Source organism: Coprococcus sp. AF16-5 (assembly GCF_003479365.1).
In the GTDB taxonomy this organism is placed as follows: Bacteria; Bacillota; Clostridia; order Lachnospirales; family Lachnospiraceae; genus Coprococcus; species Coprococcus aceti.
This window is the reverse complement of sequence record NZ_QUGZ01000001.1, coordinates 644,096-668,438: the sequence shown is the minus strand read 5'-3', so window position 1 is coordinate 668,438 and position 24,343 is coordinate 644,096. Positions and strand designations below refer to the sequence as shown.

Genomic DNA, 24,343 nt, shown 5'->3' with positions numbered 1-24,343 from the left:
GGTGAAATCATGGAACATAAAAAATATAATGTAGTTAATAAATCCGTTAGAAAAAAAGATTCTATGCAGTTACTTCTTGGCAAACCGGTATATGTGGATGATATCACTCCCGGTGATGCACTTGTTGTGAAACTGCTTCGCAGTCCACATGCGAATGCTATTGTGGAGGATATAAATGTCTCCATAGCAAAAAAAATACCTGGAATAGTAGATATTTACACATGGCAGGATGTGCCAAATAGCCGGTTTGCAATAGCAGGACAGACATATCCTGAGCCGTCACCGTATGACAGACTTATTATGGACCGCCATGTGAGGTGTGTGGGCGATGTGGTTGCAATCATAGCAGCTGAGGATGAAAAGTCAGCAATCAAGGCTATGAAACTCATAAAGGTAAAATATAAAATCTTAGAACCTGTTCTGGATTTCCGCAAGGCAAAGGATAATGATATATTGGTTCATCCTGAGGACGACTGGTTCCCACCGGTTCAGGTAGGAGGAGATCCGAAACGCAACCTGATAGCAAGCGATATAGGCGGTGATGGCGATGTTGATGCTGTTATAGCTGACTGTGATGAGGTACTGGAGAACAGATATCATATGAGAGCCTTTAACCAGGCTATGATGGAGACTTTTCGAACGTATACACACCTTGACCGTTATGGAAGGCTTCATGTAATTTCTTCTACACAGATCGTGTTTCATGTACGTCGTATTCTGTCAAGAGCGCTTGGCATTCCAAAGAGCAGGATCAGAGTGGAAAAACCACGTATAGGAGGCGGATTTGGAGCAAAGCAGACAGCTGTAAGTGAGGTGTATCCTGCATTTGTGACCATGAAGACAGGACGTGCGGCCAAGATCATATTTACGAGACAGGAAAGTCAGATCGCAGGCTCGCCGCGCCATGAGATGGAGGTGAGTGTTCGTCTGGGAGCAGACCGCGATGGACATATAAGGGGACTTGATCTGTATACGCTGTCCAACACAGGAGCGTATGGGGAGCATGGACCTACAACAGTCGGACTTAGCGGGCATAAGTCCATCCCGTTATATACGGGAGGTCTTGAGGCATATAGGTTTGGATATGATGTTGTATATACGAACACCATGGCGGCTGGTGCATACAGAGGATATGGAGCTACGCAGGGAATCTTCGCACTTGAGTCTGCGGTGAATGAACTTGCGGAGAAACTGGGGATAGATCCGACTGTGATCCGTGAGCAGAATATGCTGCGCGAGGGAATGAAGATGCCTGCGTATTATGGTGAAACGGCAAATGCGTGTGCTCTTGACAGATGTATGGCCAGATGCAAGGAGATATTTAACTGGGATGATAAATACCCAGTCAGGGACATGGGAAACGGAAAAGTCAGGGCTGCAGGAGTGGCAATGGCCATGCAGGGTTCTTGCATATCGAATGTGGATGTGGGATCTGCAACGGTCAAGCTTGCGGATGATGGTACATTTAACCTGATAATCGGTGCTGCAGATATGGGAACCGGATGTGATACTATCCTTGCACAGATGGTTGCGGAGTGTATGGACTGCTCGGTTGATGATGTGGCGGTATTTGGAGCAGACACAGATGCTTCACCATATGATTCCGGCTCATATGCTTCATCCACTACGTATGTAACAGGAAAGGCTGTGGAGCTTGCCTGTGATGAACTGAAGAAGAAGCTGTGCGCAATTGCAGCAGGAATGCTTGGATGTGAACAGGATGAAATGTATTTCGATAATGGCAGGGCATATCGGACAGGAACGGATCAAAGTGTTTCTTTGGCTGATATAAGTGTGAAGGATCAGGTCGCAAATGATATTGCCGCTGTAGCTACAGCCTCTCATTCATCTCCGGTTTCACCTCCTCCATACATGGTCGGAATGGTTGAGATAGAACTTGACAGATATACGGGTGAAGTGAAGATACTGGATTATGCTGCAGTCGTGGATTGTGGCATAGCCATAAACCCGGCACTGGCACGTGTTCAGGCAGAGGGAGGCATAGTCCAGGGAATAGGACATACTCTGTTTGAGAACATCACCTACAATGCGAAGGGATGCCCGATAGAGTCGAGTTTCATGCAATACAAGATACCAACCCGTCTGGATATGGGACATTTGAGAGTGGAATTTGAAAACAGCTATGAGCCTACAGGTCCTTTTGGAGCCAAATCGATAGGAGAAATAGTTATCAACACTCCGGCACCGGCTATTGCACATGCCATATACAGGGCGACAGGTGTATGGCACAGAGAACTGCCGATCACACCGGAGAAGATTCTTATGTCCATGACGGAAGAGTAATTGGAGATAACATAAGCAGAATAACAGAATCTGTAATATGAAAATAAAATATACAGGAGAAAACAACAGATGAAAAATAAGTTTAAACTTTCAGAAACAGCATTCCAGCTTGATGGAAGGATGCCTCTTTCCCAGGCGATACCTCTTGGACTTCAGCATGTCCTTGCAATGTTTGTCGGAAATTTGACACCATTATTAATTATCACAGGAGCATGCGGACTGGTCGGCGGTGAATTTGCTGATCTTCAGCTTTCACTGCTTCAGAATGCAATGCTTATCGCGGGAGTTGTCACCCTGATACAGCTTTTCTCAATAGGGCCTGTTGGAGGAAAGGTACCGATCATTATGGGTACATCTTCAGGTTTTATAGGTGTATTCAACAGTGTGGCGGCAACCATGGGCGGTGGAGTGCTTGCGTATGGTGCGATTATGGGTGCATCTATTATCGGTGGCTTGTTTGAGACTGTGCTTGGCTTTTTCCTGAAGCCTCTGCGCAGGTTTTTCCCGGCTGTTGTAACAGGTACAGTGGTTTTATCCATTGGACTCAGCCTTATATCGGTGGGAATAAATTCATTTGGAGGTGGAAATAATGCCGCAGACTTTGGCTCCATGGAGAACCTTCTGCTTGCATTATTTGTCCTTGTGGTCATCCTTTTCTTTAAGCACTGGACAAAAGGATTTTTAAGCTCGTCATCTATTCTTTTTGGAATAATCGCAGGTTATATCGCGGCGATCATAATGGGACTTGTTCTTCCGAGAACAGGTATAACTGCTGACGGTGTGGAATATACCAAAGCCTGGGTGCTGAACTGGGACAAGGTGAAAGATGCTTCCTGGTTTGCGATTCCACAGCTCATGCCTGTAAAACCGGTGTTTGATGTGCGCGCAATCCTTCCGGTGCTCATAATGTTTATTGTTACAGCGGTGGAGACTGTAGGCGATATATCAGGTGTTATGGAAGGTGGTCTTGGAAGGGAAGCCACAGACAAGGAGCTTTCAGGTGGTGTGATGTGTGACGGTCTGGGTTCATCTCTTGCAGCGGTGTTTGGAGTACTTCCAAATACATCATTCAGCCAGAATGTGGGACTTGTAGCTATGACTAAGGTCGTCAACAGATTTGCGCTTGCAACAGGAGCGATATTTCTGATATTATGTGGCCTTTGCCCTAAACTTGCAGCACTGGTATCGATCATGCCTCAGTCAGTGCTTGGCGGAGCTGCGGTTATGATGTTCTCTTCGATAGTTATCAGTGGTATTCAGCTCATAACAAAGGAACCATTAAGCGCACGCAACCTGTCTATAGTTTCAGTAGCACTGGGCGTAGGCTATGGAATGGGAGCCAATCCTGGTATTCTAGCAAATGCCCCTCAGCTGCTCCAGCTTGTTTTTGGAGGCTCAGGAATTGTTCCTGCGGCAATGGTTGCAATTCTGCTTAATATTATCCTGCCTAAAGAAAAGTAGTAATCAGGGACACTCCTCGTTACAGAAGGAACGTCCCTGTGGCGTACACAACTTGTTGTTATGCTACAAAAGTAGTTGTTGATAACAAAAAAATATGCTAACATAAAAATAGTGGTTTTCGAATGTATGTTCGATATAGTATAATATATACTGTATATACATTTGAGACTGCTATTTTTTAGCTTGAAGAAAAATATATAGTAATAAAACCTATTCGGTATGGAGGAGAAGATATGTACATTGTGATAGACGTAGGCGGAACATTTATAAAACACTGTGTGATGGACAGAGAAGCTGAGATAATGGAGAAGAATAAATTCCCTACACCTGGAAGATTTGGAAATGGACTGGAGAACATACAACAGGGGCTGGATGCATTCCTTGATGCAATTCAGTCGATATATGATGGATATAAGGAAAGATATGATATACAAGGAATAGCAATATCACTTCCTGGACAGGTGGACGTGGACAACGGAATATGTTATGCCGGCGGAGCCTTGCCTTACCTTGACAAAGCACATGTAGGCGAGCTTGTAAGCGAGAGATGCGATGGACTTAAGGTGGCTCTTGAGAACGATGGCAAATGTGCCGCATTGTCGGAGATATGGCAGGGAAATGCAAAGGACTATAGCAGCGCAGTTGTATTGGTATTTGGCACAGGTGTCGGTGGAGGAATAGTCATAGACAGAAAGATACTTCACGGCAGAGGTATGGTTGCCGGCGAGATGTCGTACCTGTTCGAGGATGTGAACAGGGACAATATAGACAAACTTGTACCGCTTGAGGCGAATCTCAAGAATACAAAGAATCATGTAAAGCTTCCGGACAACATTATGTGGACGATGCAGGCGTCGGTTGGAGCTCTCAGAAGAGATGTTGCGGCAGCCAGGGGCATGAAGGAGGATGATGTGACTGGCGAGATGATATATGAGTGGGAAGCTGAAGGCGATGAGGCTGTCATAGGTGTACTTGAGGACTGGTATCTGAACATCGCGAAGCACTGCATGAATATACATGTCATTCTTGCACCGGACATCATACTCCTTGGAGGTGGAATCAGTGCGGAACCGAGGTTCATACAGGGCGTGAAGAAGTACGTGGATAAGCTTGCAAAATTTTCAGTGATCTATAATGAGATGCAGGTTGGACTGTGCAAATTTGGCAACGATTCCAATCTCATAGGAGCACTTTTCAACTATCTTCAGAAGTATGAGGGTGCCCACTAGATAAGAAAACGGAGATCATATCAGAATGAAACACAATGACGGAAAAGAGACGGACATCAGAATGAGAGCAGAAAAGAGTACAGAAAAAAACATAGAAATGAATACAGAAAAGAACACCGATCATAGAAAAAAATCACATGAGATGGATATGTTAAACGGTTCGCTGGCGCTTAAGATGCTTATATTTGCCATGCCGCTGGCGGCCAGCAGTATACTGCAGCAGCTTTTCAATTCGGCAGATGTAGCTGTGGCAGGAAGATTTGCGGGAAGTGATGCACTGGCAGCAGTTGGAAGTAATGCTGCAGTCGTTGCTCTATTTGTGAATGTATTTGTGGGACTTTCTGTCGGTGTGAATGTTCTTGTGGCGCATTATATAGGCCAGAATAAGAAGGATTCAATAAGCAAATGTGTCCATACCAGCGTGAAGTTCGCCCTTATATGCGGAATAGCTATGCTTGTGGCTGGAATGTTTGTGGCAAGACCTATACTTGAGGCTATTGATACTCCTGCCAAGGTGCTTGACCAGGCTGCGCTGTACCTTAGAATTTATTTCGTAGGTATGCCTTTTATCATACTGTATAATTTTGGAGCGGCTGTGCTCAGAGCTATAGGTGATACAAGGCGTCCGCTTTACTGCCTGATAGTTTCAGGCGTACTCAATGTTGTACTCAACCTGTTCTTCGTGTGTGTGTGTAAACTTGGAGTGGCAGGCGTCGGCATGGCAACGGTCATATCAAATGTTGTCAGTACGGGAATAGTCATGTATATATTGATGCATGAGGAAGGTCCACTCAGACTCGATATAAAGAATATACGAATAGATAAAGTGTGCCTGGGAAAGATACTCAGGATAGGAGCTCCATCAGCGATACAGACGGCAGTTTTCTCATTGTCAAATGTGCTGATACAGGGCGGAATCAACAGCTTTGGTCCTGATGCTGTGGCAGGCTCATCCACGGGTCTTAATTTTGAATATTTTGCATATTTTGTCATATCCGCATACGCACAGGCAGCAGTGACATTTGTGAGCCAGAATTATGGTGCAGGTGAGAAGGAGAGATGCAGAAAAGCTCTCAGGATTGCCATGTTAGAGGGCATGCTTATGACGGCTGTGTTCAGCAGTGTCATGATGCTTTCAGGGGATTTTCTTGTGAGATTTTATACAACAGATACAGAGGTTATAAAGTATGCACTTATAAGAATGAAGCATGTCATGCTCCTTGAGGCGATGACAGGAACATATGAGATGACAGCTGCGGCACTCAGAGGCCTTGGCAGATCCATGCTGCCGGCTATTATAACAGTTGTGGGTTCAGTAGTGTTCAGGATCATATGGATATATACGGTGTTTGCGCGATATCATTCTTTTGGCATGCTTTTGAACGTGTATATAGTTTCATGGATAATAACAGGTACGGCGATGATAATCGCATACATACTCGTATCGAGGAAAGTGCTGGGGCATACACGGGCCGGCGGGAAGGGTGCTGAGACGGCTGCTGTATAGTATGTGACCCAAGGCACATAAGCATCAGAAAGAGAAGATTAAGACTGAGCATGAAGTGACAGGGGGATTGGCTGTGGATAGGGATAAGAAAGATAGAACGTATATTGCGATAGATCTGAAATCCTTCTTTGCATCGGTTGAATGTGTTGAGCGCGGACTTGATCCGCTGACCACCAATCTGGTTGTGGCAGATGCGTCGAGAACAGAGAAGACTATATGCCTTGCTGTTTCCCCGTCGCTGAAGAGCTATGGTATACCTGGAAGAGCCAGACTGTTCGAGGTGGTGCAGAGGCTTAAGGAGGTCAATGCCAGCAGGAGAACACTTTCACCCGGTGGAAACTTTTCCGGGGAGAGCTGCGATTCCAATGAGCTTGCGGAGCATAATGAATTTGCGGTTTCGTATATAGCCGCTCCGCCACGTATGGCATATTACATGAAGTATAGTACGGATATATATAACATCTATCTGAAGTATGTAGCACCAGAGGATATGCATGTGTATTCCATAGATGAGGTGTTCATGGATGTGACGGATTATCTTGGGATATATAAGATGAGTCCGCACGATCTTGCCATGACGATCATACAGGATGTGCTTGCACAGACCGGTATAACAGCAACAGCAGGGATAGGAACGAACCTCTACCTGTGTAAGATAGCGATGGATGTTGAGGCAAAGCATATAGCCCCGGATAAGGATGGAGTCAGGATAGCAAGTCTTGATGAAATGTCGTACAGACAGAAGCTGTGGAATCACAGACCGCTCACAGATTTTTGGAGAGTGGGAAAAGGATATGCGAGAAAACTTGAGAGTCATGGACTTTATACAATGGGTGATATCGCCAGATGCTCACTGGGACATGACGATGAGTATTACAACGAAGATCTGCTGTACAGATTATTTGGTATAAATGCAGAGCTGCTCATAGATCATGCATGGGGCTGGGAGCCTTGTACCATTGCAGATATCAAGGCTTATAAGCCGGAGAGGAACAGCATAGGTTCAGGACAGGTGTTGTCATGCCCATACGAATATGAAAAAGCCAGACTTATTATCCGTGAGATGACGGATCTGCTCGTGCTGGATCTTGTGGATAAAAATGTCAAGACAGATCAGATGGTCATAACAGTGGGGTATGATATAGATAATCTCAAAAAGAACGCCGCGGGAGCGAAATTTTCCGGAGAGATACAGACAGATATGTATGGGAGGAAGATACCGAAAAGTGCCCATGGAACGGTGAATCTTGGAGAGTATACATCATCTACACAGGTCATCATGGATGCGGTGACCGGATTGTTTGAAGAGATCGTAGATCCTTTATTGTATGTCAGAAGGATATATGTCACGGCGAACAATATCATATCGAATACTGCGGCACATGAGAAACAGTCATCAAGGCAGCTCAGTCTGTTTGATGATTTTGGAGACGGGGCAGCAGAGACGGAGAAAAAGCAGCAGGATATGAAGCGGGAGCAGAGCATGCAGAAAGCGATGATAGAGCTCAAGAAGAAATTTGGCAAAAATGCAGTCCTTAAGGGAATGAATCTTGAGGAGGGCGGTACGACGATAGAGAGGAACGGACAGATAGGCGGTCACAAGGCTTAGGAGGGGCTTATGGAAGATAATTACGATGACATAATACAGCTTCCACATCACGTGTCCTCTGTTCATCCGCATATGTCTATCCATGACAGAGCAGCACAGTTTGCCCCATTTGCCGCACTCACAGGACATGGAGCAGCCATAGCGGAGACTGCAAGGCTCACCGATGAGAAGTTGGAGCTGGATGAGAGTCAGAAAATGGTTCTTGATCAGAAACTGTTGAATATAATGCATAATGCAGACAAAAAATGTGTGAGTATAGAGTATTTTGTAAAGGATGACAGAAAAGCCGGTGGAAGATACGAACATGTGTCGGGATATATACGCAATGTTGACGTATATGGGAAAAAGATAGTTATGGAAGACAGAACCGAGATACCGATAGATGATATATATGATTTAGATATTGATCAGAATGGAGATGTATATTTGCATGAATAGAGAGACTATGGTGATAGCACACAGAGGAGCGAGTGCCCTTGCGCCTCATGAGAATACACTTGAAGCGTTTCAGATAGCTATAGATCTGAAGGCGGATATGGCGGAGTTCGATGTGAGGAAAACCAGTGATAATATACTCATAGTATTTCATGATGGAACTATAGACGGCAGAAAGATAGGAGATATGACATACAACAGGATCAACGATATTGCATCAAAAGAAGGCTACAGAGTGCCTACGCTTGACGAAGTCCTGAAACTCTGCAGCGGAAAGATATGTCTTGATATAGAATTAAAGGAGAGCGGATACGAGAGGCGTGTCATAGATCTTGTCAAGGGGAGATTTGGATACGGTGAGTTCTCGATAAAATCCTTCAAGGACAAAGTGTCGTACAATGTGAAGGCCATAGACCCGAGGATAAAGACCGGACTGCTTGTCGGTAAGAAAAAGGCTAAGCTCGGTGTCAGATTGAATGAGTATTTTCCTGAGAGAAGAATGAGACGGTGTAAAGCGGATTTTATATCGCCGAATTATCTTCTATGCACGAAGGAATTTGTGAAGAGAATGAAGCGCAAGCACATACCGGTATATGTGTGGACTGTGAATGATCCACACTGGATGAGACGTATGTGCAGACTGGGCGTAGATGCAGTGATAACAGACCGCCCGGATATAATGCGTTGAAAGACCTAGAAATATTTGTTATATTATTCTATAGGTGGAGGAGTTGTACATAGGAGGATAATATGAGCAAAGTACTATACTTTGATTACGCGGCATTCTGCGTGTTTACTCTTATCATGGTCTCAGTCATCATGAAGAAGATGACCAGAGGCAAATTAAACAGGCAGTTTCAATTTGTTCTGACCATTGCAATGGTTGCCACAGCGTTTGATATAGGCGCCATCGCATTTGACAATATGGGTGAAAGGCATGTAGTCACCCAATACATATTCCATACGGGATATCTCTTTTTCCATGTCGTTTCATCGGCTATGTATGCCACTTATGTGATGAACATAGTGGATGCCATACACATATTCAGAGGTAAAGTGAAGAGTTTCATACTGGTACTTCCAACGTTGCTGTGCATAATCATGCTCGGAGTTAATTTTTTCACTCCGTGTGTATTCAGTATAGGCGGACAGGGAGAGTACAGAAGAGAGTTTTTCATGACATTTCTGTATGTTGCCGGAATATTTTATATGATTCTGGGCTTCATGGTTGTTACGAGATACCACAGGAGACTTACAAGAGGAAGATTTGTATCAACCATAGCGATATTCCCATTGGTTGTTGTTGCGGCCGTATTTCAGATGTTTAACCCGGATATTCCGATTGAGATGTTTGCAAATGCGATTGGATTACTGTTCGTTGCGTTGCTGATACAGAGTCCGGAGCAGGTTATAAGCAGTGCCACGGGCCTGAACAAGATCACAAGATACATGGACGACGTGAGAAATTCTCTGGATAATGGCCTTGATATAACGGTAGTTATGATAACTATGGAGAATGACAAGACTCTTCGCGGGATTCTGGGAGTTGAGGAATATCATAAGCTGCTCAGGGAGATCTCTGAAGACTTTTTAGAGTGGAGCAGACCATACGGATATGATGTTGAGTGGTATTATCTGGGAACCGGAATGTTCAGATGTGTCATGAACCAGCGTATCAAGGATCAGGCTGAGAATTTTGCGGAGCGGATAAACGAGAAGCTGAAGAAGGGATATAAGTATAATGATATGTTTATAAATCTATTGCCGATAATATGTATCACTAGATGTCCTCAGGATATAGAGGATGTTGACAGTGTGATGCGGTTTGGCGGTGAGCTTGCTGAGCACGAGTATACAGGCCGTGTTCTCTATGCCAGAGATATCTATAACAAGGAAAGATATGATCTGATGCGGGACATGGACATGATACTTGATAAGGCATTTGCCGAGAACAGGTTTGAGGTTTACTATCAGCCGATATACAGCATAGATTCTGGAAAATATAACAGTGCTGAGGCACTTCTGAGATTAAATGATGATGTGTATGGATACATTTCGCCGGAGATATTTATCCCTGCTGCGGAGGAGAATGGAATGATCCATAAGATAGGTAAGTTCGTTCTTGAAGAGGTGTGCCGTTTCATAGCTGGAGAGAAATTCAAGAATCTCGGACTGGAATATGTTGAGGTGAATCTGTCGGTCATCCAGTGCATGAGCAGTGAGTTATCAGAAGACGTACGGGCAGTGATGGAGCGTTACGGAGTCAGCAATGAGCAGATAAATCTTGAGATTACTGAGACTGCGGCTGCCTATGCTCAGACGACAATGATGGACAATATCAACAGTCTCAAAGATTATGGTATTGCATTCTCACTTGACGATTTTGGAACAGGTTATTCCAATATGAAGAGGATAGCATCCATGCCGTTTGCGATAGTTAAGCTGGACAAGACATTTGCGGATATAGACACAGATGACAAGATGATGAAGGTTGTCAAGAACACCATAAGCATGGTTAAGGATATGAATATGAAGATCGTAGTGGAAGGCGTGGAGACGGAGGAATCCCTCAGGGAGTTCAGCAATCTTGGAGTGGATTACATTCAGGGCTATTATTTCTCAAGACCATTGCCACAGGATAAGTTCATATCAGAGGTGAAGAGAGTTAACCAGGGCTAAGAGAAAGGACGGCGTATGACAGATATAGAGAACCGGGTCGTTGATGAGGTAGAGAAGGCCGTAAAGGGAAAAAGAGATATAATAATCAAGGTCTATGCTGCCATACTTGCGGGTGGACATATACTGCTTGAGGATATCCCGGGTGTGGGCAAGACCACTCTTGCAACGGCATTTGCCAGAACTCTGGATATGAAATATAACAGAGTCCAGTTTACACCGGATGTTCTGCCGAGTGACATAATGGGATTTTCCATGTACAATGCAAAAAGCGGTGAGTTTGAGTACAGAGAGGGTTCAGCGTTCTGTAATCTGTTCCTTGCGGATGAGATAAACCGAACATCGCCTAAGACTCAGTCGGCACTCCTTGAGAGCATGGAGGAAAAACATGTGACAGTCGATGCTGTTACAAGGAAACTTCCACAGCCTTTCACGGTCATTGCAACCCAGAATCCGGTTGGTTCGTCGGGAACGCAGATGCTTCCGGAGTCCCAGCTTGACAGATTCATGGTGAGACTTTCCATGGGATACCCATCCCACGAGGCTGCGGTGCAGATACTTAAAGGTCAGGAATTTGTACCTATGGACAGTGTAGAGAGAATAGTGACGAGAGATGAACTGATAGGTCTTCAGGATAAGGCGAGAACTTTGAGTGTGCATGATTCAATATTTGATTACATAGTGACTCTGGTTGAGGCTACCAGGGAGAGTGAGCTCTTCTCGATGGGAGCAAGTCCGCGAGGCGCAAATGCACTTCTGCGGATGGGCAGAGCAATGGCGGTGCTCTATGGAAGAGAATATGTTGTGCCGGGAGATATAGCAGAGGTGTTCAACGACGTGCTTGGGCACAGGGTAAAGCTTGCAGCCCGTGCCAGAGCTAATGGAATGACTGTCGCAGAGGCTCTGGATGAAGTGAGAAGTCAGGTTAAGGTTCCAAGGACTTAGAACGGAGAACATAAGAGATATAAGTAAAGGAGGATCAGCGGATGAAGTACGCATGGCATGTATTCAAATACATTCTCGTGTTTGTTATAAATCTGTTGATCCTTCTTTTTGTACATTCATATTTTAATTTCATAGTTATGATACTGATGATAGTTCTGCCGGTCGTGTCAATAGTATGCGCCTTTGTGATTTCAAGGCATTTGACTGTAAAATTTGGCGGCGGGGAACAGAACCTTACGGTGGACTCGCCATTTCTCGTATCGGTTGTGCTCGACAACAGCAGCATTATTCCGAATATGAACACAGAGATAGAGATAAGCATGGAGAATGATCTTTTCCATACAAATGGCAGGCATACGCTGTGCATACCTGCATATTCGCGCAGTGCGAATGTGGTGGACTACCAGATCGCCCAGTCGTATGTAGGTGCACTGGAGGTGAAAGCGGACAGAATATGCGTTACTGACTGGCTTGGATTTGTGAGGATAAAGAGCAAATGCAACTCGGTAAAAGAGTACAAGGTTTTCCCTTCCGGAAAGGTTGATGTGGAGGCGGATATGACCGCGGTTTCACAGGGGATGAACGAGGCTGAGGAGAGCCGGAAAAAAGGTCATGATTTCTCCGAGGTTGTGGATGTGAGAGAATACCAGCTGGGGGATAAGCTTCAGAATATACATTGGAAGCTGTCAGCAAAAAAAGACGTGCTGATGGTAAAGGACAGAGAGAGCATGTCGTCAAGCCAGCTCATGATATTGGTAGAGCTTGCCGATGATGAGACACATATATTGAATGATGTACTGAAATCCGCCTACGGCATGGCTGTAAGTCTGTTGGATGAACAACTGCCGTTTACATTCTATTACTGGAGCGGCGCGCAGGGCGATATAGTCAGGACTTCGATAGACAGCAGGGATGATCTCGCTGAATGGATGGAGAAGATCTTTTATGAGCAGGCGTATGCAGATTTTGGCTATGGGTTATCGATGCTTGAGAAGAATCTGGATTCTGACAGAAGGATCATAGTTGTTTCCGGCGATATGAGAGCGGATGGCAATGTAGTGTTTACATATGGAGATCGTGTGAAAGGATACATAATTGGGTAGAATCTTTGGTAGAAAAAAGAAAACTGAAGACAGGAAAACGGTAGAATTCTGTGAAGGTGTAAGGCTGCTCAACGATCCGGAGATCACAGATGGAGGCAGAGAAGGCGCGGATTACAGAAAAAGAAAGCTGCGCAGAAGAAAATCGGACAGCAGAGGTATTGCTGCAAAATGCCTGCTGGAGATATTTATCATAGGCGGTTCAATGTGCGGCTTTTTGTCGTGTATAGATATGGCGTACGGTGTTCCCGTTATATTTCTGGCGTATGCGCTGCTGGCCATGTACTTCTGTGGTCTGTTCAAATCAGGCAAGGTGTGGGTGAGAGATGTTGGATATGTCATATTTCTTGTCGCTTTTGTCCTGTTCATCATGCTCCTCAGACGTTATATAAACAGTGGATTTTATGCTATCGTAAATGAGTTTCTGGATCATGTGACTGATTATTATGGAGCCCAGGAGGTTAAGGTATTCTCCGAGACTTTGTCCAACAGGGCGCTCACTGTTCCTGTGGCAGCCATCGCTATAGGCTGTGTAGAGATAATAATCCTCAACATTTTCCTTAACACGAATATGAGTGTGTTCTGGGCAGTGTGGTTTTCACTTCCTGTGTTTATATTACCATTGTTTTTCAGGCTTGAGCCGGATGTTATTTACATGTTCATGGTATCCACAGGACTTTTGGGAGTTATCTGCCTTAAGGGAAATGGTCACTTCCGTATAACTGACAAGGACAGTGCGTTTGAATATGATGAGAAGAAGCGAAGATTCAGTTACAGGCATAGTGACAGGGCGTCTCTGCAGCTTGCGGCCGGTGTGGCGGCTGTATGTATATTGGTGGGAAGTGCGGTTATTCTTGTCAAGCCGCAGCAGACTTATCTGTACAGGTATCGTGATAGTTCGGCGAAGAACAAGATCGAAGGCCCACTTGGAAATCTCATCATGTATGGATTTGAATCCCTAAGGAATTCGGCGAATACCGGAGGACTGGCAAATGGAAAGCTTGGAGGCGTGTCGGATGTCACACTTGATGGACAGACGGATCTGATAATCACATTTGCACCATATAGCACAAACAGGATCTATCTGAAAGCGTTCGTTGGTGATGAGTATAGCTGGGATCATTGGGACAGAGATAAGGATGGCGACTATCCGTCACCGGTCAATTCTGAAGGACATGCCAGAGGACGAATGGATATACAGATCATAGATGGCGCCGGAGATCTAAAATATTACCCTTACTACACTGATATAGAAGCCATGAATACTTACAAAGAGGGCGATTCATTGTACAGTGTGGAGTACAGTCCATCCGCTCTGGCTGAGCCGGTTATGTCGTCGGTGGATGACAAGTATCTTGAGATTCCAGAGGAGAATATGGATTCAATACGAAGATTCTGTGAGAGCGCAGGAATCACGGAAAAAGACAGTGTGGATAATGTGCTGCAGAAGGTGTATATATACTTCCTGGAGAATTATCCGTACACACTGCATCCGGGAGCCACGCCGAGGGATGAGGATTATGTCAATTATTTCCTTGATACTACGAAGAAGGGCCTGTGTGCCAATTATGCCACTGCGGGGGCGCTGATCCTGAGATACATGGGGATACCCACAAGATATGTGGAGGGGTATGCCGTGGATTACACCGAGATCCTTGACGGAACAATGCTCGATGAAGAACAGTTCAGTTACGATGATTATTATTCAGGCTCATCAGAGCTTGGAAGAACGGCTGTTGTTCAGGTGGATGTGGACGATGGCGGAGCTCATGCGTGGATAGAGGCGTTCATACGTGGCAGATGGCAGGTCGTGGAGCTGACACCTCCGTCGAGTGAAGATGAGGATGAGACCCAGGATGATTTCTGGTCCAGATTTGGAAGATGGCTAGTAGGTGATGACCGCGGAGATACCGGAACAGATACGACCGGCACAGCATTTTCACTTGGAAATGCCGTGTGGATAATATATGTTCTGGCGGGATGTATAGCATTTGCAGTGCTCTTGTTTGTGGGGCGTATAGCAGTCAGGAAGATAGTTCGTTTTGTGGGTTATCACAGGAGAGATAAGACTGGAAATGTGATAGCTTACTATAGGTATATGTGTGATTATGCAAGACTTGCGTCGGATGATTTTTCGAAGGCGGGAAATCACAGGCAGCAGCTTGAATATTTCTGTAAGGGCGCAGATCCGGCGGAGACTGAGGACCTTGCGGCATATATGGAAGGCATAAGCTATGGCGGCGAGGTGTCCGGGGACGAATATGTACAGCGTATGGGAGAACTTCGGGTGCTGTTCAGGAGCTTTAGGAGACAGGTTCCTTTTATGAAGAGGATATACATATTCCGAATGTTGTAGTATAGTTGACAGGTAGCAATGGATAATGGAGGTATAAGAGATGCTTGGAATCATAGGTGCGATGGACGGGGAAGTCGCAAGACTGAAAGAGATGATAGATGGGCTCCAGGTCACAGACAAGTGTGGCATGAGCTTCTACAAAGGACAGATAGAAGGAACGGATGTCGTGGTCGTAAAGTGCGGTGTCGGCAAGGTCAATGCGGCCATGTGTACCCAGTCGCTGATCGACATGTATGGAGTGTCAGCTATCATCAACACCGGAATAGCCGGATCACTGGATGCTGACATAGATATAGGAGACATCGTTCTGGCTACGGATACCGTGGAGCATGATATGGATGTATCCGCCCTTGGATATGAGCCGGGTGTGATCCCTGATACAGAGCTGAGCGTGTTCAAGACCAGCGATGAGCTGCTTAAGATAGCACAGGACTCAGTGGATGCAGCAAATATAGGAGTCAAGGTGTTCACTGGAAGAGTGGTGAGCGGCGATCAGTTTATCTGGAGCAAGGACAAGAAGAAATGGCTTGTGGAGACATTTGGTGGAAGATGTGCAGAGATGGAGGGCGCGGCCATAGGACATGTTGCAGTGCTGAATAAGGTTCCGTACCTTGTTGTCCGGGCCATATCGGACAAGGCTGATGACAGTGCAGAGATGGATTATCCTACATTTGCGGCAAAGGCTATAGAGAACAGTGTAAACATGATGACAGAGATAATAAAGAGATATGAGGTGAAGTAGACATGGATAAGATAGCAAGTTTTCAGATAAATCATCTTCTCCTGAATCCGGGCATTTATGTGTCGAGAAAGGATAAGGCTGGGGATCAGATCCTCACAACATTTGACATAAGGATGACAAAGCCGAATTATGAGCCGGTTATGAACACTGCGGAGGTTCATACTATAGAGCATCTCGGTGCGACATTCTTGAGAAATAATGAAGAGTATAAGGATAGGGTCATATACTTTGGACCTATGGGCTGCAGGACGGGATTTTATCTCATACTCGCAGGTGATTATGAGTCGAAGGATATAGTGGAGCTTATGATATCAATGTTCGAATTCATAAGACATTATCACGATCCGATCCCTGGAGCAAATCCAAGAGAGTGCGGCAATTACCTGGATATGAATCTCGGTATGGCGAACTATCTTGCAGAGAAATTCCTGTCACAGGTTCTGTATGATATAGATGACAGCAGACTTAATTATCCAGAGGGTTAAATTCCAATTTACAAATGGGATCAAAATATACAGACCATGTAAAAAACGGGTGATTTTCAGTGGAAATTCGCTTTGTTGAGGAATGTTTGCCATTCTATTGACAATGAAGCTTGCGTGCTTTTTAATGCACGTAAGCTTTTTTTTGTGCACATAAAACAGCTAAACAGATTCATGAAGACGGCTCTTACCGGATACGGTTATGAATGGGCTGAAACTCAAACAGAAAGGAAGAGATTATGAAAAGATTGTATGTATATAAGATTCTGCTGGCTGTTCTTCTGGCCGTATGTGTGGCCGGTGTGTTTTTTTATCATAGGTTCAGTACAAGGTCAAGTGCTGACGAACTGTATGCCGGGGAGAAAAGCAGGCATACTGATGTTATGGCCACCTCAACGGATGGAATTGCGGCTATGGCCGGATATGAGATAAGTTATGAAGATGTGGACTGCATCCTAAGCGGCGATGTGGTGTTTTACAATGGGATGCCATACACGAGGCATTACACGGTGCATAAGGACGGTGTAGAGTACAGGGCATACTGCGGCGATCATAAGAAAAATGAAGTTAAGAGCACGGACAAGGTGGCATTTTCCGTGACAAATGACAGACTGCTTCAGAAAGCGTTTCTGTATGGACCGGGAAGTGAATATGCGTGGTCTGGTTTTAAGGGGGTGTCCGCAGATCACAGACAGCTCATCATGACACTGACTTTGAATTATATAAGACATGGACAGTATTTTGACGTTATAGACGAATTCTATAAATACATATCGGAGACAAAGCGAGATGAGATCATCCTTCAGGGAGATCAGGCAGATATAGAGATAATAGATGATGGAAGCAAAGAGAATTACGGTAATTATGTAAGTCTTAAGGATTATACCGGTTATGTGGACAAGAAGACTGGTGAGAAGAGAAGAAGAACCAGGATAATGAGGTGTAAGGCAGATGCTGAGAATGGAGTGAGGATCTCGGTACCGGCGGATACATGGCTCCATATCAGGAAAAGCGGAGAAAAGGAGTTCACCATCCACAAGACAGGTAAGGTAACTATAATGGGAGGCGACAGATTCTTTTTCAGTGCTGAGAAGGCTCATAAGGGAACGGGCACAGTAAAGTCTGGTAAAGGGATCCCCGGAGTTACAGTGTATACTGTAGATTCCACTCAGGTAGATGATGACCAGCAGTTGTTATTTGGAACGGTAGCTTCAAGCAGTATTTCTATGGATATTGAATGGACGGGAGAGAAGCCTGTTCTTGGAAAGTTCAGTCTGCACAAGACCGACAGAGATTCCGGCGCCGGTGTGGGAGAAGCTCTGTACAATATTGAGATGGAAGTGAAAAATGGCACACAGAGTCTGCGCACTCTGGTGGCTCAGATAGAGACTGATGAGAATGGACATGGTATAGTTGTGATGTCAGAATATGGCGGACTTGGAACCTATGAGATCACAGATATGCCGTTCGGAACATACAGGATATATGAGGAAAGGGCTCCGTACAACTATGAGAGAAACAGTGCTGTGGCACAGCTCGTTATAAACGAAGAAGGAGAATTTCTGTCCGTGGATGGCAAGGAGGTCAGTACATCCACAGAGCTTGAAATAAGCTGGGAGACTTGGGACAAGGTGATCTCAGGCAAGATTGATCTGAGCATATACAAACAGGATGCGGAGACGGGAGATAAATCTCAGGGAGATGCTGTCTTGTCAGGGGCTGAGTTTACAGTCAATTATTACAGGAATTTTTATAATTCCGTGGACGAGCTCCCAGAGAAGCCGGATCAGAGCTGGACGCTTAAGACGGATGACAGCGGTAAGTGTGGCCTTGAGGATGTGGTTTTGCAGACGGGAACAATCACGGTTCAGGAGACAAAAGCCCCAGAAGGGTACACGCTTGTGAATTCAATATTTAAAAGCGCAAAGGATGGCAATATTATAAAGGATAGTTCAGATGGAATATATCTGGACAGAATAGAACAGGATGGCGACACTGTTCGTCTGGTAAATGGCTACGAGCTTGTGGTCGGGAACCATGTCGTAAGAGGTGACTTCAAATTCAAAAAAGTGGATGCCGAGGATGGGACAGCGATCGCAAATGTGAGATTCCTCGTCGAGAACTCCGATGGCACCCAGTCTGCGGAGATAACAACTGATGCCAATGGCGAATACTCCAGTTCTGCGGATGATATCTGGTTTGGGGATGGAAAGCCGGACAAGACCAAAGGGTCACTGCCGTACGGAGAGTACACATTGACAGAGCTTCGTTGTGATGCAAATAAGGGAAAGTATAAGAGCATTGCTCCGATAAAATTCAAAATAGATTCAGATGAGTGCGTGTTTGATCTTGGGGACATAGTTGATGAGAGGATGCCGGAGATAGAATCTGTGGCGAAGAACAGTGAAGACGGATCGAAGTTCATTGATCCGGATGCGGAAACTGCAGATATCACGGACACGGTGAGTATGAAAGGGCTGGATATCGGGCACAGATACAAACTGAGCGGAAGCGTTGTCTCACAGGAGTCGGGCAGACCGCTTGGGGCAGATGGATCAACGTCAGAGAAATGTTTTACCGCATATGCAGAGGAGATGACTGTGGATGTGAATTTCAGGTTTTCGACTGACAGCATAAGTGGTTCGGCTCTTGTCTGCTATGAGGTGCTTACGGATGAGGATTATGAGGGAGAGGTCGTAGCTTCACATGAGGATGTGAACCTTGCTTCACAGACAGTTTATACAAAAGAAAAAGAGAAGATCAGAGGGAGCATAAGTGTCCACAAGACGGATGATATTCTGGAGACACCTCTTGCGGATGCGGAGTTCACATTGTACAGGGCATCTGATCATGAAAAGCTCATGACAAAAAAGACTGACAAAGCCGGCAGTGTAGAATTCACCGGACTCGAGCCGGGAGAGTATTATATAAAGGAGACCAGAACTCCCAAGGGTTATATTGCTGACCCGGGGGTAAATTCCATACCGGTGAGCGTGCCGGAGAGTGCAGATGAGCCACCGGTGATAAATGTCCAAAATCACTATGGCATGGTGCATATACTCAAGACGGATCAGGAGGATGGCAGTCCGCTTGCCGGGGCTGTGTTTGGCATATATGATGACCGGGGTGCTCTGATCGCAAAAGCTGAATCGGAAGAAAATGGACAGGCTGTATTTTACGGACTTGCCAGAGGCACGTATAGCATAGAGGAGTTAGCTGCCCCGGAGGGTTACGAAAAAGCAGATAAAAAAATTCAGATAGACACATCAAAAAATGAATATACCATGGATGATCCGGTGATCATAACAAATCAGAAAATAAAAGAACATCCATCACCCGACACGCCAAACACTCCTGATACGCCGGACACCGGAGATCGGGATCCTGTTTCGAAGGTCATACTGCTTATGTGCTTTGCCGTAGTTTCGGTTGCGGGAATCGTATTTTACAGGAAAAAATTTACCGGAGAATCAAAATGACAGTAATAATAACATGGGACAATGTGGTTGACCTTTAGATTTATAAGTGATAACATACAAAATGGACTTGTATAAATAATAAATATCACGTGAGGTGCGAAAGATGAGTAAAAGTTTTGATGATTTATTGGCAAAGGTTTCACAGTGCAGCAGAAAGACAGTTTCAGTTGCAGTAGCACAGGATGCGCCTATTCTTGAGGCTGTAAAGGCAGCAAAGGAGAAGGGAATCGCAGATGCTATACTTGTGGGTGACGAGGCAAAGATCAGAGAGGTCGCAGATCAGATCGGTATGGATCTTACAGGTTATGAGATCGTAAATGAGCCAGATGATATAGAGGCTTCACTTAAGGCAGTGAAACTTGTTCATGATCATAAGGCTGACATGTATATGAAGGGACTTCTCTCAACAAAGGATTTCCTGAAGAGTGTCCTCAACAAAGAGGTTGGTCTCAGAAATGGTAAGCCACTTTCACATGTATGTGTATTTGAGATCCCTGGTATTGACAGACTCCTGTACCTTACAGATGTTGCGTTCATGACTTATCCTTCACTTGAGGAGAAGAAGTCGATCATAGAGAACTCTGTAGAGGTTGCTCATGCGTGCGGAATACCTTGTCCAAAGGTTGCTCCACTTGCAGCAGTAGAGGTTGTAAATCCTAAGATGCCTGTAACAGTAGAGGCTGCTGAGCTCACAAAGATGAACGAGAACGGTGAGATCACAGGCTGTATCGTTGACGGACCTCTTTCAATGGATCTTGCGATCGAGCCAGAGGCAGCTATCCATAAGGGAGCTACAGACAGAAAGATCGTTGGAGATGCCGATATCCTTCTGTTCCCAGACATACATGCAGGTAACCTTGTATACAAGACACTTGTTCATACAACAAAGTGTAAGAACGGATGTATCATAACAGGTACAGATGCTCCTGTAATCCTTACATCAAGATCAGATACATTTGAGGTTAAGCTCAACTCAATAGCACTTGCAGCAGTTGTTGCAGAGTCACTTAAGGCAAACAAATAAGCCATACATAAAAAACATTTGGAGGTTTAAAAAATGTCATATAAGATTCTTATAATAAACCCAGGTTCAACATCGACAAAGATCGGTGTGTTCGAGGACGAGACACTTCTGTTTGAGGAGACACTCAGACATACAACAGAGGAGCTTGCAGGCTTCAATATGATAGTAGATCAGAAGGACTTCAGAAAGAAGGTTATTCTTGATGTCCTTGCTGAGAAGAACTTTGACATCAAGACACTTGATGTATGTGTAGGACGTGGCGGAATGCTCAAGCCAATCCCAGGCGGTACATACGCAGTAAGCGATGACCTTCTTGAGGATCTTAAGATCGGTAAGCAGGGCCAGCATGCATCAAACCTTGGTGGTATCCTCGCAAGAGAGATCGGTGATGAGCTCGGAGTTCCTTCATACATCGTAGATCCAGTCGTTGTTGATGAGCTTATGCCATCATCAAGACTTTCAGGAGTACCTGAGCTTCCAAGAATAAGCGTGTTCCATGCACTCAACCAGAAGGCAGTAGCCAAGAGATATGCAAAGGAAGTTGGCAAGAAGTACACAGACCTGAATCTCATCGTAGTACATATGGGTGGCGGTGTATCAGTTGGTGCCCATGATCACGGTAAGGTAGTAGATGTATACAACGCACTTGACGGTGACGGTGCATTCTCACCAGAGAGAGCAGGTGGCGTTCCTTCAGGAGCACTTGTAAAGATGTGCTTCTCAGGCGAGTATACACAGGCTGAGGTTATGAAGAAGCTCGTTGGAAAGGGCGGCTTCAACGCTTACATCGGAAGCAACGATGCAAGAGATCTTGAGAAGCTTGTCAATGAGGGCGATGAGCATGCAAAGCTTGTTCAGGATGCATTCTATCAGCAGGTTGCCAAGGATATAGGTGGTATGGCAACAGTTCTCAGAGGAAAGGTTGATCAGATCATCCTCACAGGTGGAATCGCATATTCAAAGCACACATGCGAAGAGCTTGAGAAGAGAGCAGGATTTATTGCTCCATTTACAGTATATGCAGGAGAGGATGAGCTTCTTGCACTTGCTCAGGGCGCACTCAGAGTCATGAATGGCGAAGAGGAGCCAATGAAGTATTAAGAGAAAAGTGATTTTCAGATAAAAAGTTCATGGCATATAACAGAAATTGCCATTATAACATAAGCCGTATTGTTAATAATACTAACAAGACGAAAGTCTTAAATAATTATTTCAATATGGAGGTACAGGGTTATGGCAAGTTCAAACTCTAACAAGACAAGTGTTCCAGAGGCAAAGAGTGCTATGAACAAGTTCAAGATGGAGGTAGCCAAGGAGATCGGTGTTGATCTTAAGGATGGCTACAATGGAGATTTAACATCAGCTCAGTCAGGTTCAATCGGTGGCGAGATGGTTCGTCAGATGATCAAGAGACAGGAAGAGCAGATGTCAGGAAGATAAGCCTGGCTTATAATCTCCGTTAGATCTACGAACAAAAAGAAGACCTGGTGTATGATCCATACATCAGGTCTTTTGTGTCGTGAAAACTTTGTATTATAATAATAGTATAATGGACTGGACAATCATTTGCACATTATGATATAATCGATGATTGATGTGGACTTTGTCCACACATATAAACAAGAAAAAGATAAATGGATGCTATCTGAGTGCCTTAATTGTAGGGCTTAAGGCACCATTTGCACATTTCAAGGAGGAAATAAAAAGATGAGTTTCACAGTAGAAAAGCTTGAGCACAGCATGGCAAAGCTTACAATCACAGTACCTGCAGCAGATTTTGACAAGGCAATGACAGCAGCTTACAACAAGACAAAGAACAGATTCAATGTTCCAGGCTTCCGTAAGGGCAAGGTGCCAATGGCATTCATCGAGAAGATGTATGGCCCGGAAGTATTCTATGAGGATGCTGCAAATGCAATGATCAACGAGTATTATCCAAAAGAGGCTGTAGCTTCAGAGCTTGAGATCGCATCACAGCCAGTTATTGACGTAATAGAGATGGGCAAGGGCAAGGATTTCGTATTCACAGCAGAGGTTGCTGTAAAGCCTGAGGTTACACTTGGCGATTACAAGGGAATCGAAGTTGAGAAGATCGACGTTGAAGTAACAGATGACGAGGTTCTTGAGGACATCAAGAAGGAGCAGCTTCAGAACGCAAGAAAGGTACTCGTAGAGGGAAGAGCAGCACAGCTTGACGACGAGGTTACTCTTGACTTCGAGGGATTTGTTGATGGTGTTCCATTTGATGGTGGAAAGGGTGAGAACTACAAGCTCGTTCTTGGCTCACATTCATTCATCGATACATTTGAGGATCAGCTTGTTGGTAAGAACATCGGAGAGGATGTTGAGGTTAACGTAACATTCCCAGAGGATTACCAGGCTGAGGAGCTTGCAGGAAAGCCGGCAGTATTCAAGTGCAAGATCAACTCTATCACAGAGTCACAGCTTCCAGAGCTCAATGATGAGTTCGCAAGCGAGGTAGGCGGATGCGATACACTTGACCAGTACAAGGAAGAGGTAAAGCAGAAGATACTTGCAAAGAAGAACAGAGACGCTGCAAACGAGAAGGAAGCAAAGGTTCTTGACAAGGTTATCGAGAACGCAACTATGGATATTGCAGATGCACAGGTTGAGGATATGCAGAAGAGAATGAAGGATGAGTTCGCTCAGACACTTCAGTATCAGGGAATCAGCCTTGAGCAGTATATGCAGATCGTAAACGTTACAGAGGAGTCTCTCATGGAGAGAATCAAGCCAGACGCACTCAAGAGAATCCAGCAGAGAGCAGTTCTTGAGGCTGTAGTAAAGGCTGAGAACATTGAGGCTACTGACGAGGAAGTTGACGAGGAGCTTTCAAAGATGGCAGCTCAGTACCAGATGAAGCTTGAGGATATCAAGGGATTCATGGGCGACGCAGAGAAGGACAGCATCAAGAAGGATGTAGCAGTTAAGAAGGCTGCAAAGCTTCTTGTAGATGAGTCAAAGGAAGTTTAA

Annotated in this window: 18 protein-coding genes; all 18 read left to right on the top strand. The window is 45.0% G+C overall.

Annotated elements, in window-relative coordinates; translation table 11 throughout:
- The first annotated feature begins 9 nt into the window (after window positions 1-9).
- Entirely contained in the window at window positions 10-2,304 is a 2,295-nt protein-coding gene (locus DWW70_RS02935; RefSeq protein WP_118649209.1) for a xanthine dehydrogenase family protein molybdopterin-binding subunit, read from the top strand.
- A gap of 69 nt (window positions 2,305-2,373) precedes the next feature.
- Window positions 2,374-3,765 (top strand): uracil-xanthine permease family protein, encoded by a 1,392-nt coding sequence (locus DWW70_RS02930; protein WP_022216044.1) that lies wholly within the window; start codon window positions 2,374-2,376, stop codon window positions 3,763-3,765.
- Between the two features lie 233 nt (window positions 3,766-3,998).
- Window positions 3,999-4,994: an ROK family protein gene (locus DWW70_RS02925; RefSeq protein ID WP_118649208.1), complete on the top strand. Its 996-nt coding sequence runs from the start codon at window positions 3,999-4,001 to the stop codon at window positions 4,992-4,994.
- Between the two features lie 25 nt (window positions 4,995-5,019).
- A complete protein-coding gene (locus tag DWW70_RS02920; RefSeq protein ID WP_118649207.1) occupies window positions 5,020-6,501 on the top strand; it encodes an MATE family efflux transporter in 1,482 nt (493 codons plus the stop codon).
- 73 nt (window positions 6,502-6,574) lie between these two features.
- Complete coding sequence (locus DWW70_RS02915) at window positions 6,575-8,110, top strand: Y-family DNA polymerase (protein WP_117548808.1); 1,536 nt, start codon at window positions 6,575-6,577, stop codon at window positions 8,108-8,110.
- Between the two features lie 9 nt (window positions 8,111-8,119).
- Window positions 8,120-8,548, top strand: a complete 429-nt coding sequence (locus tag DWW70_RS02910) for a hypothetical protein (RefSeq protein ID WP_117548809.1) — start codon at window positions 8,120-8,122, stop codon at window positions 8,546-8,548.
- Window positions 8,541-9,233 carry a glycerophosphodiester phosphodiesterase gene (locus DWW70_RS02905; RefSeq protein WP_118016632.1) on the top strand — a complete coding sequence of 231 codons (693 nt, stop codon included), beginning with the start codon at window positions 8,541-8,543 and terminating at the stop codon, window positions 9,231-9,233. The genes DWW70_RS02910 and DWW70_RS02905 overlap by 8 nt, the downstream gene beginning before the upstream one ends.
- Before the next feature lie 62 nt (window positions 9,234-9,295).
- Window positions 9,296-11,224, top strand: coding sequence for an EAL domain-containing protein (locus tag DWW70_RS02900; RefSeq protein WP_118649206.1), 1,929 nt, complete (start codon window positions 9,296-9,298; stop codon window positions 11,222-11,224).
- Window positions 11,225-11,239: 15 nt separating this feature from the next.
- Window positions 11,240-12,166: an AAA family ATPase gene (locus tag DWW70_RS02895; RefSeq protein WP_118649205.1), complete on the top strand. Its 927-nt coding sequence runs from the start codon at window positions 11,240-11,242 to the stop codon at window positions 12,164-12,166.
- Between the two features lie 41 nt (window positions 12,167-12,207).
- On the top strand, window positions 12,208-13,269 hold the full coding sequence (locus DWW70_RS02890; RefSeq protein WP_118649204.1) for a DUF58 domain-containing protein: 1,062 nt from the start codon (window positions 12,208-12,210) through the stop codon (window positions 13,267-13,269).
- Entirely contained in the window at window positions 13,262-15,622 is a 2,361-nt protein-coding gene (locus DWW70_RS02885) for a transglutaminase-like domain-containing protein (protein ID WP_118649203.1), read from the top strand. Before DWW70_RS02890 ends, DWW70_RS02885 begins: the two co-directional genes overlap by 8 nt.
- A 40-nt stretch (window positions 15,623-15,662) precedes the next feature.
- Window positions 15,663-16,364, top strand: a complete 702-nt coding sequence (locus tag DWW70_RS02880) for a 5'-methylthioadenosine/adenosylhomocysteine nucleosidase (protein ID WP_118649202.1) — start codon at window positions 15,663-15,665, stop codon at window positions 16,362-16,364.
- 2 nt (window positions 16,365-16,366) lie between these two features.
- Window positions 16,367-16,849: an S-ribosylhomocysteine lyase gene (locus DWW70_RS02875; RefSeq protein WP_015534167.1), complete on the top strand. Its 483-nt coding sequence runs from the start codon at window positions 16,367-16,369 to the stop codon at window positions 16,847-16,849.
- A gap of 236 nt (window positions 16,850-17,085) precedes the next feature.
- On the top strand, window positions 17,086-20,325 hold the full coding sequence (locus DWW70_RS02870) for a SpaA isopeptide-forming pilin-related protein (protein ID WP_118649201.1): 3,240 nt from the start codon (window positions 17,086-17,088) through the stop codon (window positions 20,323-20,325).
- A 103-nt stretch (window positions 20,326-20,428) separates the two neighbouring features.
- Window positions 20,429-21,349, top strand: a complete 921-nt coding sequence (ptb, locus tag DWW70_RS02865) for a phosphate butyryltransferase (protein ID WP_022216032.1) — start codon at window positions 20,429-20,431, stop codon at window positions 21,347-21,349.
- A 33-nt stretch (window positions 21,350-21,382) separates the two neighbouring features.
- Window positions 21,383-22,450 (top strand): butyrate kinase, encoded by a 1,068-nt coding sequence (gene buk / locus DWW70_RS02860; RefSeq protein ID WP_015534166.1) that lies wholly within the window; start codon window positions 21,383-21,385, stop codon window positions 22,448-22,450.
- A 132-nt stretch (window positions 22,451-22,582) separates the two neighbouring features.
- Entirely contained in the window at window positions 22,583-22,789 is a 207-nt protein-coding gene (locus tag DWW70_RS02855) for an alpha/beta-type small acid-soluble spore protein (RefSeq protein WP_015534165.1), read from the top strand.
- 267 nt (window positions 22,790-23,056) lie between these two features.
- Window positions 23,057-24,343: a trigger factor gene (gene tig / locus DWW70_RS02850; protein WP_015534164.1), complete on the top strand. Its 1,287-nt coding sequence runs from the start codon at window positions 23,057-23,059 to the stop codon at window positions 24,341-24,343.

What these genes read in the sequence shown, in the direction of transcription:
- DWW70_RS02935 (WP_118649209.1), top strand. Translation starts at nt 10, where the DNA reads ATGGAACATAAAAAATATAATGTAGTTAATAAATCCGTTAGAAAAAAA.
- DWW70_RS02930 (WP_022216044.1), top strand. Translation starts at nt 2,374, where the DNA reads ATGAAAAATAAGTTTAAACTTTCAGAAACAGCATTCCAGCTTGATGGA.
- DWW70_RS02925 (WP_118649208.1), top strand. Translation starts at nt 3,999, where the DNA reads ATGTACATTGTGATAGACGTAGGCGGAACATTTATAAAACACTGTGTG.
- DWW70_RS02920 (WP_118649207.1), top strand. Translation starts at nt 5,020, where the DNA reads ATGAAACACAATGACGGAAAAGAGACGGACATCAGAATGAGAGCAGAA.
- DWW70_RS02910 (WP_117548809.1), top strand. Translation starts at nt 8,120, where the DNA reads ATGGAAGATAATTACGATGACATAATACAGCTTCCACATCACGTGTCC.
- DWW70_RS02905 (WP_118016632.1), top strand. Translation starts at nt 8,541, where the DNA reads ATGAATAGAGAGACTATGGTGATAGCACACAGAGGAGCGAGTGCCCTT.
- DWW70_RS02900 (WP_118649206.1), top strand. Translation starts at nt 9,296, where the DNA reads ATGAGCAAAGTACTATACTTTGATTACGCGGCATTCTGCGTGTTTACT.
- DWW70_RS02895 (WP_118649205.1), top strand. Translation starts at nt 11,240, where the DNA reads ATGACAGATATAGAGAACCGGGTCGTTGATGAGGTAGAGAAGGCCGTA.
- DWW70_RS02890 (WP_118649204.1), top strand. Translation starts at nt 12,208, where the DNA reads ATGAAGTACGCATGGCATGTATTCAAATACATTCTCGTGTTTGTTATA.
- DWW70_RS02880 (WP_118649202.1), top strand. Translation starts at nt 15,663, where the DNA reads ATGCTTGGAATCATAGGTGCGATGGACGGGGAAGTCGCAAGACTGAAA.
- DWW70_RS02875 (WP_015534167.1), top strand. Translation starts at nt 16,367, where the DNA reads ATGGATAAGATAGCAAGTTTTCAGATAAATCATCTTCTCCTGAATCCG.
- DWW70_RS02870 (WP_118649201.1), top strand. Translation starts at nt 17,086, where the DNA reads ATGAAAAGATTGTATGTATATAAGATTCTGCTGGCTGTTCTTCTGGCC.
- ptb (WP_022216032.1), top strand. Translation starts at nt 20,429, where the DNA reads ATGAGTAAAAGTTTTGATGATTTATTGGCAAAGGTTTCACAGTGCAGC.
- buk (WP_015534166.1), top strand. Translation starts at nt 21,383, where the DNA reads ATGTCATATAAGATTCTTATAATAAACCCAGGTTCAACATCGACAAAG.
- DWW70_RS02855 (WP_015534165.1), top strand. Translation starts at nt 22,583, where the DNA reads ATGGCAAGTTCAAACTCTAACAAGACAAGTGTTCCAGAGGCAAAGAGT.
- tig (WP_015534164.1), top strand. Translation starts at nt 23,057, where the DNA reads ATGAGTTTCACAGTAGAAAAGCTTGAGCACAGCATGGCAAAGCTTACA.